Origin of the sequence: Stappia sp. (assembly GCF_048261845.1) — a bacterium.
Lineage (GTDB): Bacteria > Pseudomonadota > Alphaproteobacteria > Rhizobiales > Stappiaceae > Stappia.
In genome coordinates this window covers 17,092-26,508 of sequence record NZ_JBLXFR010000028.1, presented here as the reverse complement: position 1 = coordinate 26,508, position 9,417 = coordinate 17,092, and the positions used below count along the sequence as shown (strand labels likewise).

The 9,417-nt window shown below is 65.4% G+C and carries 13 protein-coding genes; 9 read left to right on the top strand and 4 right to left on the bottom strand.

Annotated elements, in window-relative coordinates; genetic code table 11:
• Positions 1-38: 38 nt before the first annotated feature.
• The 4 genes from rpe (at position 39) to ACN0T5_RS12800 (ending at position 3,293) form a co-directional block, all read left to right on the top strand.
• Entirely contained in the window at positions 39-716 is a 678-nt protein-coding gene (gene rpe / locus ACN0T5_RS12815; RefSeq protein WP_417768993.1) for a ribulose-phosphate 3-epimerase, read from the top strand.
• Between the two features lie 94 nt (positions 717-810).
• A complete protein-coding gene (locus ACN0T5_RS12810; protein ID WP_417768992.1) occupies positions 811-1,287 on the top strand; it encodes a hypothetical protein in 477 nt (158 codons plus the stop codon).
• Between the two features lie 42 nt (positions 1,288-1,329).
• Entirely contained in the window at positions 1,330-2,658 is a 1,329-nt protein-coding gene (gene purB, locus ACN0T5_RS12805) for an adenylosuccinate lyase (RefSeq protein ID WP_417768991.1), read from the top strand.
• Positions 2,659-2,732: 74 nt separating this feature from the next.
• A complete protein-coding gene (locus ACN0T5_RS12800) occupies positions 2,733-3,293 on the top strand; it encodes an RBBP9/YdeN family alpha/beta hydrolase (RefSeq protein ID WP_417768990.1) in 561 nt (186 codons plus the stop codon).
• 34 nt (positions 3,294-3,327) lie between these two features.
• On the opposite strand, the gene ACN0T5_RS12795 is transcribed toward ACN0T5_RS12800, so the two are convergent.
• On the bottom strand, positions 3,328-3,804 hold the full coding sequence (locus tag ACN0T5_RS12795; RefSeq protein ID WP_417768989.1) for a hypothetical protein: 477 nt from the start codon (positions 3,802-3,804) through the stop codon (positions 3,328-3,330).
• A 227-nt stretch (positions 3,805-4,031) separates the two neighbouring features.
• On the opposite strand from ACN0T5_RS12795, the gene ACN0T5_RS12790 reads away from it, so the two are divergent.
• Positions 4,032-4,712, top strand: a complete 681-nt coding sequence (locus tag ACN0T5_RS12790) for a hypothetical protein (RefSeq protein ID WP_417768988.1) — start codon at positions 4,032-4,034, stop codon at positions 4,710-4,712.
• 103 nt (positions 4,713-4,815) lie between these two features.
• Here ACN0T5_RS12790 and ACN0T5_RS12785 read toward each other — a convergent pair whose 3' ends face one another.
• The gene (locus ACN0T5_RS12785) at positions 4,816-5,583 is read right to left on the bottom strand and encodes an HpcH/HpaI aldolase family protein (protein WP_417768987.1); all 768 of its coding nucleotides are present in this window, start codon (positions 5,581-5,583) and stop codon (positions 4,816-4,818) included.
• Between the two features lie 104 nt (positions 5,584-5,687).
• Entirely contained in the window at positions 5,688-6,011 is a 324-nt protein-coding gene (locus ACN0T5_RS12780) for a DUF1476 domain-containing protein (protein ID WP_417768986.1), read from the bottom strand.
• Between the two features lie 417 nt (positions 6,012-6,428).
• On the opposite strand from ACN0T5_RS12780, the gene purC reads away from it, so the two are divergent.
• Complete coding sequence (gene purC / locus ACN0T5_RS12775; protein WP_306029899.1) at positions 6,429-7,226, top strand: phosphoribosylaminoimidazolesuccinocarboxamide synthase; 798 nt, start codon at positions 6,429-6,431, stop codon at positions 7,224-7,226.
• Between the two features lie 98 nt (positions 7,227-7,324).
• Here purC and ACN0T5_RS12770 read toward each other — a convergent pair whose 3' ends face one another.
• A complete protein-coding gene (locus ACN0T5_RS12770; protein ID WP_417768985.1) occupies positions 7,325-8,089 on the bottom strand; it encodes an SDR family oxidoreductase in 765 nt (254 codons plus the stop codon).
• A gap of 219 nt (positions 8,090-8,308) precedes the next feature.
• Between ACN0T5_RS12770 and purS the strand changes: the two genes are divergently transcribed.
• From purS to purQ, 3 genes are read left to right on the top strand one after another with little or no spacing between them, the layout of a single operon-like run.
• Positions 8,309-8,548 carry a phosphoribosylformylglycinamidine synthase subunit PurS gene (purS, locus tag ACN0T5_RS12765; RefSeq protein ID WP_417768984.1) on the top strand — a complete coding sequence of 80 codons (240 nt, stop codon included), beginning with the start codon at positions 8,309-8,311 and terminating at the stop codon, positions 8,546-8,548.
• A gap of 39 nt (positions 8,549-8,587) precedes the next feature.
• Positions 8,588-8,695: a phosphoribosylformylglycinamidine synthase-associated small membrane protein gene (locus tag ACN0T5_RS12760; protein ID WP_417768983.1), complete on the top strand. Its 108-nt coding sequence runs from the start codon at positions 8,588-8,590 to the stop codon at positions 8,693-8,695.
• A 38-nt stretch (positions 8,696-8,733) separates the two neighbouring features.
• Positions 8,734-9,408 (top strand): phosphoribosylformylglycinamidine synthase subunit PurQ, encoded by a 675-nt coding sequence (gene purQ / locus ACN0T5_RS12755; RefSeq protein WP_417768982.1) that lies wholly within the window; start codon positions 8,734-8,736, stop codon positions 9,406-9,408.
• Positions 9,409-9,417 lie beyond the last annotated feature (9 nt).

The following is a 9,417-nucleotide window of genomic DNA, read 5'->3' as shown; positions in this document are numbered from 1 at the left end:
GTAGCGGCATGCCAACCTTTCCCTTCGGAGCCGCCGCCATGTCCCGCCCCCTCGTCATCGCCCCGTCGATGCTCGCATCCGATTTCTCAGCCTTCGGCCAGGAGGTCCGCGATGTCGTCGAGGCCGGCGCCGACTGGATCCATCTCGATGTGATGGACGGCCATTTCGTGCCCAACATCAGCTTCGGCCCGGATGTCATCGCGGCGATGCGCAAGCACACGGACAAGATCTTCGACACGCATCTGATGATCGCGCCCTGCGACGCCTATCTCGAGGCTTTCGCCAAGGCCGGTTCCGACATCATCACCGTCCATGCCGAGGCCGGGCCGCATCTCGACCGCTCGCTCCAGGCGATCCGTGCGCTTGGCAAGAAGGCAGGCGTCTCGCTCAACCCCGGCACGCCCGAAAGCGTCATCGAATATGTGCTCGACCGGCTCGACCTCGTCCTGGTGATGAGCGTCAATCCGGGTTTCGGCGGCCAGTCCTTCATCCACGCCATGGTCGACAAGGTCGCGCGCATCAAGGCGATGATCGGCGAGCGCCCGATCGACATCGAGGTCGATGGCGGCGTCACCGCCGAGACCGCGCCGCTGGTCGCAAAGGCCGGCGCCAATGCGCTTGTCGCCGGCTCCGCCGTCTTCAAGGGCAAGGGCATCGAGGGTTACCGCGCCAATATCGACGCGATCCGCAAGGCAGCCGAGGCCGCGGCCGCTTGACCCCGCCCCGGCCCGGTCCCACTCTTGAAACACCAGACCCGAGGCCGGCTCCGGGTTCCCGACGCCGGCAACAGCCGCAAGGACAGACACGCCCGTGCGTTCACTTGCTTTCGCGATAGCCTGGGCGCTCGTCATCGGCGGCCTTGCCGCCCTTCTTGCCCATTGGCGGGGCGAAGCGCTGAGCGGCCGTTCCGCCGCTGTCGTCGCGGTCTTCGCCAGCGGTTCGTTCCTCGGCGCCTGGTGTGCCTGGGGCGCCGCGAGCCTCGTCACGCTGCGCCGCCGAAAGGCACGCGGCCCGGCGCGCTTCGCGGCCATGGTCCTGTTCCTGTCACTCGGCACCGCGGCCTTTGCCGCTCTCTTCTTCTTCCTGCAATTGCGCGCCTATTACTCGCAATGGCACACGCAGCAGATCTCCTACCGGATGCTGTGGGAACAGGTCTTCACGGCCGCCACCACCGCCTACATCTTCGGCGTCATGGGCGCGCGCGCCCTGCTTCCCTTCGCTCTCGTTCCGCTGCTCGCCTTCTCCTTGTACTTCGCCCGCATTGAGCCGCGCCGCCGCGTCTGCTAAGGACCGGCGCATCCTAAGCACTCCGCCCTTGAAGGAACCCGCATGATTCCGCGCTATTCGCGGCCCGAGATGGTCGCCATCTGGTCTCCCGAGACGAAGTTCCGCATCTGGTTCGAGATCGAGGCCCATGCCTGCGACGCACTGGCCGAGATCGGCGTGATCCCGAAGGAAGCGGCGAAGACGATCTGGGACAAGGGCGGAGCCGCGACGTTCGACGTCGCCCGCATCGACGAGATCGAACGCGAGACGAAACACGACGTCATCGCCTTCCTGACCCACCTGGCCGAGATCGTCGGACCCGACGCCCGCTTCGTCCACCAGGGCATGACCTCTTCGGACGTGCTCGACACCTGCTTCAACGTGCAGCTGACCCGCGCCGCCGACCTGCTGCTTGCCGATATCGACGCGCTGCTCGCCGCATTGAAGCGCCGCGCCATGGAGCACAAGGACACGGTCTGCATCGGCCGCTCGCACGGCATTCACGCCGAGCCCGTCACCTTCGGCCTGAAGATGGCCGAGGCCTATGCCGAGTTCGACCGCTGCCGCACCCGGCTTGTCGCGGCCCGCGCGGAAATCGCCACCTGCGCCATTTCCGGCGCCGTCGGCACCTTCGCCAATATCGACCCGCGCATCGAGGAACATGTGGCCAAGGCCATGGGCCTTGCCGTCGAGCCGGTCTCCACCCAGGTGATCCCGCGCGACCGCCACGCGATGTTCTTCGCGACACTCGGCGTCGTCGCCTCGTCGATCGAGCGGGTGGCGACCGAAATCCGCCACCTGCAGCGCACCGAGGTGCTGGAGGCGGAAGAGTATTTCTCGCCGGGCCAGAAGGGCTCCAGCGCCATGCCGCACAAGCGCAACCCCGTGCTGACCGAGAACCTGACCGGCCTTGCCCGCATGGTGCGCGGCTACGCGCTTCCGGCGATGGAGAATGTGGCGCTCTGGCACGAGCGCGACATCTCGCATTCCTCCGTCGAGCGGATGATCGGGCCGGATGCGACGGTGACGCTGGACTTCGCGCTGGCCCGCCTGACCGGCGTCGTCGACAAGCTCCTCGTCTATCCCGAGCGGATGCTGGCCAACATGAACCGCCTTGGCGGGCTGGTACATTCGCAGCGCATCCTGCTGGCGCTGACCCAGGCCGGCACTTCGCGCGAAGACGCCTACCGTCTCGTCCAGCGCAACGCCATGAAGGTCTGGGACAGCTACCAGAAGGACGGCAGCGCCGATGTCGACTTTCTCGAGGAACTGCTGAAGGACGAGGACGTGCGCGCCGCCCTGTCGGAGGAGGAGATCCGCTCGCGCTTCGACCTTGGCTATCACACCAAGGCGGTCGACACGATCTTCGCCCGGGTGTTCGGCAAGGCCTGAGGCAGAACGCCTGACGCAAGTCAGGGGCGGGCTGCAAACCCGTCCCTGCCCCACCGACAAGGGAGCGGAGACCCATGAAGATCGCCGAGACCGATATCCTGCTTCTGCCCGGCTACGGCGACACGCCGGCCGGCCACTGGATGCACCGCTGGTGCGAGAAGATGCCGACCGCGCGCATCGTCGCCCAGCGCAACTGGTTCCAGCCCGTGCTGAAGGAGTGGATCGACACGGTGAAGGCGGCCGTCGACGAGGCCGAACGCCCGGTCGTGCTGGTCGGGCACTCGCTCGGCTCGATCACCGCGGTGCATGCCGCGCATGGCCACGGCCTCGCCACGGACAAGATCAAGGCAGCCTTCCTCGTCGCACCGACCAACCTTGACCGCGATGAGCCGAAACCCGCTTTCGACGCCGCCCCGTTTCGGGCCGTGCCGAAGGGACCGCTCCCGTTCTTCGCCCGCGTCGTCGCCAGCCGCACCGACCCCTATTGCGCCTTCGAGGTGGCCGAACAGATGGCGAAGGACTGGGGCGCCCACTTCCAGGATGCGGGCGATGCCGGCCATATCAACCTGGAAAGCGGCCACGGCCCCTGGCCGGAAGGGCTTATGTCCTTCGCCTATCTGATGAAGGACCTGTGAGGGCAAACGCAGGTGAAGTTTGGTCCCGGCGCTTCTAGCGCCGCGACGAACGGAAGCCGAACTGCCCTTTGTCGCCGCACAGGATGATGCGGTTCTCCTGGTGGAACGGCTTCAGCGCCTTCATGGTCGCGCCCCACCTTTCCGGGCCGAAGACAAAGACAGAGACACTCGGCACCCAGAACCACGGCAACCCGAATTCCATATTCGCGGCGGTCACACCCGGCTTGTCGGGATAGGCGAAATAAGCGGTGAAGCCACGGTCATTGTCGTAGGGCTCGACCCGCGAAATGACCAGGCCTTGCGTGTTGATGGCGGAATCCGCCATCCAGCACTCGAGCGAGTCCCGATACCGGTGAACCATCGCCGCCCTTTGCGGCTCGGGAAGAACGTTCACGTTTTTATGGAAGAGGATGTGCGCTCCTCCGACCGACTCGGCGAATTCGTCGGCGCCCTGCTTGCTGCAGGAAGCTGCAAAGAGGCAAAGCGAAAACACAACAACAAGCCTGAACATATCGATGTCCTGAAAAGTCCTTGAGTATCCCTGCCGCAAGACATCCGGGGTTCTCCGATGCCGCTTGGCAGATGCGTCCGCCGTTGATATGGAAGTTCTCGGGAAATGCAAGTTTGAGGCGAGTTCGACGCGAGCAAAGCTCGTCCGAGTGGCAGATCCTTTCCACGCGACAGCGGCATCATCCGATGATCGCGTGCATACTCACGTTTCTTGGAAAAGACATTTCGATGAAAGCGGACAAGACATTTCTACGTGTGGCACTTCTTCTTTCGGTTCCGTTGATCCTCGTCGGTTGCGGCCCAAGCAAGGAAGTGCTGCAGCGGGAGCAGGATCTGTTTGTGCAGGCCTGGGACAAGAAAAGCACCTGCGGCAACACCGAGAACGATGCGCCGGCGGCGCGGGCCATCGTGGAAAAGGACCGGCTGCGCGGGCTGACGCGCTACACGACGGCCGACGCACCCGAATCCATGGCCGACCGCACCGATGTCTCCTACATGCCCGGCCATGGCACGCAGATTTCCTACACCTCCGCCGACGGCCGCTCCTGGCTCTGGTATCCGGGCAACTCCCGCATCCTGCAGGGGCGCTGGAAGCTGGACGACAGCAAGGACTATCTGCAGGTCTGCTACGACTACGGCCCCGGCACCCGCAACCCGATGATGAAGGATGCCGGCCCCGGCTTCCAGTGCGGCAATTTCCAGCACCAGAACGTCTTCATGCTCGACACCAAGCGCGGCGACGTGTTCGGCCTGACCAGCGCAAGGGTGGTGAAGCCGCTGCCGCGCGATGCGGCCAAGCCCTATTCGCCGGGCTGTGCGCCGGCCCGCAAGCCGCTGCTCAAGAATGGCAATCCGCCGATCGAGAATCTTCAGAAGGACCTGAAAGGCTTCCTCGCCCCGGCCGGCTAGGGCGATCACCCGGCAACACGAAGCGCCGCGGCGAAGCCACACGCGCGGACGTGATACCGGACTTCACCGGAATCAGGGAGGAGCGCCGGAGGCGCCCCCGCGATCAGTCGAGTTCGGCGAGCTTGGCGGCAGCGGCATCCAGCAACAGCGACATTTCGACGCCGTGGGCGATGAAGCGGAAGCCCATGTCGCGGGCCGCGCGCGCATCCTCCGCAGTGTTGCAGAAGGCGCCGGCGAACTTCCCCGCCGCCCGCGTCCTGGCCGCGATATCGGCCGCCATCGCCTGCACCGTCTCACTGCTCGGCGTCACGGCCTTGCCATCGGACAGGGTCAGCGACAGGTCGCCAGGGCCAACGAAGATGCCGTCCAGACCGTCGACGGCGAGGATCTCGTCGAGCGCCTCGACCGCCGCCGGCGTCTCGATCATCGCCAGCGCGACCGTCTCTGCATTGGCGGAGGCGAGATAGTCCGGCGGTGTCATGCCCTGCAGCATCGCCGCACGGTGCGGTCCCCAGCTGCGCGTGCCGATCGGCGGATACTTGGTAGCCCCGACAAGCGCCAGCGCGTCCTCGACCGAATTCACCATCGGCATGATGACCGCTTCCGCGCCGAGATCGAAGGCCCGGCTGACAGTGGCGAAATCGTCGACCGGCGGGCGCACCACCGCATGGGCTCCCGACAGCCGTGTCGCAGTGATGCCATCGCGTACCGAGGCAATGTCATGGGCGCCGTGCTGCATGTCGAGCGTCACCGCGCGGTAACCGGCACGCCCCAGCAATTCCGCCAGGATCGGGACGGCCAGCGTCGACCAGGCGGTGACAACGGTCTCGTCGGCGCGCAGACGAGCGGCAAGAGTGGGAGCGGCGGTCATCGGGAAGATCCTTGCGGGAGGGAAGTGTCCGCCCCCCGCGAAAGAACGGAAGCCGGAAGAATCCGGCGGCGCGGACGCCGCCGGCATCTGCTCGCCTTGCAGCGTCAGCCTTCGCTCTGAATCTGTTCCGCCGCCTGATGCAGCAGCTCGTCCATGGTACGGCGAATCTGGTGGTCCGACTGCTCGACGCCCCCGTCGTCAAAATCCTTGCGGATCTTGCGGAACACGTCTTCCTCGCCCGGCTCCTCGAAATCGGAGCGCACGACTTCCTTGGCGTAGTCCTGCGCCTTGTCGGCATCGAGACCGAGTTTTTCCGCCGCCCAAAGGCCAAGCAGCTTGTTGCGGCGCGCCACGGCCTTGAAGCGGAGCTCCTCGTCGTGGGCGTACTTGTTTTCGAAGGCCTCCTCGCGACGGTCGAACGTGCTCATGCCTGTGTCTCCTGCCTCGTCTCGGGTGCGGCCCGCCGTTGCTGGTGGCCGCTGGAAGGGTTGCGGATTGCGCCATACTCTTTGGCATATTCCATATGGGTATCCGGTGCGCCCTTGCATATCCTTCGCAGGCGGCCAAATCAACGCGATAAGAACCTGCGTGCGGGCATCGTCCGGCCAAATCCACGGCGTTGCCGACGACGAACCTCTGCCCCGGCGGACGACGGGAAATTCTCTTTTCGCGCTTCATTGTACTTTACCGGGCGATCGTGTAGGTTCCGCGCCATCGAGCGGGGGGCCGAAAGTGCAACTGCCGTTCTCGCGCCTTCCGATGACCGTCCCGACCAGCCCGCATGGCCGATCAGACAGCGTCCATGGGGCTCGGGACCGCAGTCAACCGGAGCAACTCCGCCAGTTATGGATTTTCTTTCTCCAACACGGTACGTGCCTATGAACCGCCGCAGGCGCATTTACGAGGGCAAGGGCAAGATCCTCTACGAGGGCCCGGAGCCCGGGACGCTCATCCAGCACTTCAAGGACGACGCGACCGCCTTCAACAACAAGAAACACGAGATTATCGATGGCAAGGGCGTCCTGAACAACAGGATTTCCGAGTTCATCTTCAACCATCTGAACGGGATCGGCATCCCCACGCATTTCCTGCGCCGCATGAACATGCGCGAGCAGTTGATCCGTGAGGTCGAGATGATCCCGCTCGAGGTGGTGGTTCGCAACGTTGCCGCCGGCTCGTTGTCCAAGCGCCTCGGCATCGAGGAAGGCACCCAGCTGCCGCGCTCGATCATCGAGTTCTACTACAAGAACGACGCGCTCGATGACCCGATGGTCTCCGAGGAGCACATCACGGCCTTCGGCTGGTGCTCGCCGCAGGAGATGGACGACATCATGGCGCTGGCCATCCGCGTCAACGACTTCCTCTCCGGCCTGTTCCTTGGCGTCGGCATCCGTCTTGTCGACTTCAAGATCGAATGCGGCCGGCTCTGGGAAGGCGACATGATGCGGATCGTCGTCGCCGACGAGATCTCGCCCGACAGCTGCCGTCTGTGGGACATCCAGTCCAACGAGAAGATGGACAAGGACCGCTTCCGCCGCGATCTCGGCGGCATGCTGGAAGCCTATCAGGAAGTGGCGCGCCGCCTCGGCATCCTCAACGACAATGACCGCGCCGCCGGTACCGGCCCGGTTCTCGTCAAGTAGGACTGCCTGTAGGGCCGCGCCCCTGCAGCCACTCAACGAACGAGGAAGCCCCGGCCACTGGCCGGGGCTTCTTTGCGTTTCGAGGGCGCTCGCGCCGTTCAGGTGCGGTTGATCGAGACGCCGCCGTCGACCAGCATCGCCGTGCCGGTGGTGAAGCTCGACGCGTCGGATGCCAGATACAGCACCGAGCGGGCGATTTCCTCCGGGCTGGAAATCCGCTTCAAGGCGTGCAGGCCCTCGACGAAGCTGCGCGCCTCCGGCGTGTTGGCGACCACGCGTCCCATCGGTGTGTCGATGCCGCCGGGCAGGATCGCATTGACCCGGATCGCCTTCGCCCCATGCTCGACCGCCAGAACCTGGGTCAGACCGGCAAGACCGGCCTTGCTGGCCGCGTAGGCGGCCATTCCCGGCATCCCGGCCGTTTGCCCGACAAAGGTCGAGGTGAAGATCAACGACCCGCCGCCGCGCTCCTCCATCGCCCGCACCTGATATTTCGCGCCGAGAAAAGCGCCGGTCAGGTTGGTGGAGAGTGTCATGTTCCAGTCGTCGAGCGACAGCGACGGGACCGGCCCCATCGATCCGAGCGTGCCGGCGTTGTTGAAGCCGATGTCGAGCCCGCCGAAGCGGTTCGTCGCCAGATCGACCAGCGCCTCGGCATAGGCCTCCTCGCGCACGTCTCCGGCGAGCACCGCAGCCTGGCCGCCCTTGTGCGATATCTCGGCCGCCAGTTCCTCAAGCTCGGTCTTGCGGCGGGCGGCCAGAACAACCGCGCAGCCCTCCGACGCGAAAAGCCGCGCCGTTGCCGCGCCGACACCCGAGCTTGCGCCGGTGATGATCGCGACCTTGTTTTCCAGTACAGGCATGAAACCCTCCATTGCCGTTGCCAATGACAGGCTTGGTAGGCGGACGGAGGCGGCGGCGACACCCGATTAGAGATCGCTCACGCTGTTGTGGCGAACACAGGGGATGATGCAAAATGTGCAGAAGCCCCTTTCTTCCGTACGGCCGCCGCGCTAGAAGCGGCGCGAAAGCCCGGCCGGCCGCGATCCGTGCCGGTCCCCCATTCGCGGAGACGAGCCCTGATGAAAGCACGCGTGACCGTCACCCTGAAGACCGGCGTCCTCGACCCGCAGGGCAAGGCGATCGAGGGCGGCCTTGCCGCGCTCGGCTTTGCCGGCGTCGACAGCGTGCGCCAGGGCAAGGTCTTCGACATCGAGATCGGCGGCCGCGACGCGGACAGCGCCCGCGCCGACCTTGCCGCCATGTGCGAGAAGCTGCTCGCCAACACGGTGATCGAGAACTACGACATCGAGATCGTCTGATACTCAGAAGAACGGGGCCTCCGGCCCTGCCCGCCAGCCATGGATGACGACAGCGCCCGTGCCCTGCGTTTCCTGCTGATCAAGGCGGCCGTCTTCATCCTGCTGCCGGCCGCATTGGCACTGGCCGCCGCTCTGTTTCTGGTCTGAAGCCGTTCCGGTCCGAACCCCAAGGGAGCCGTCCCGCCATGAAATCCGCCGTCGTCACCTTCCCCGGCTCGAATCGCGAGCGCGACATGATGCACGCGCTGGAGCTGGTCTCCGGCCACAAGCCGGCCGCCGTCTGGCATGCCGACACGCAGTTGCCCGACGTCGACCTGGTGGTGCTGCCGGGTGGCTTTTCCTATGGCGACTACCTGCGCTCCGGGGCGATTGCCGCGCGTGCGCCGATCATGGATGCGGTCCGCGCCTTCGCGGACAAGGGCGGCCTCGTCCTAGGCGTGTGCAACGGTTTCCAGATGCTGACCGAGGCAGGCCTGCTGCCGGGTGCCCTGATGCGCAACGCAGCGCTTACCTTTGTCTGCCGCGAAGTGCTCATGGAAACCGCCTCCACCGCCAACCGCTTCGCCGCAGCAATGCAAAAGGGCGCGATCTGGCGCTGCCCCGTTGCCCATCATGACGGCAACTACTTCGCCGACGCGGAAACGGTCCGCATGCTGGAGGCAGAGGACCGCGTCGCCTTCCGTTACGCGAAAGGCACCAACCCCAACGGCTCGATCAACGACATCGCCGGCATCGCCAATGCGGCCGGCAATGTCCTCGGGATGATGCCGCACCCGGAAAACTACGTCGATCCGCTGCAGGCGAGCACCGACGGCCGCGCCTTCTTCGAGAGCATCTGCAACGCCTTCGCCACCGCCTGACCCCGGGCC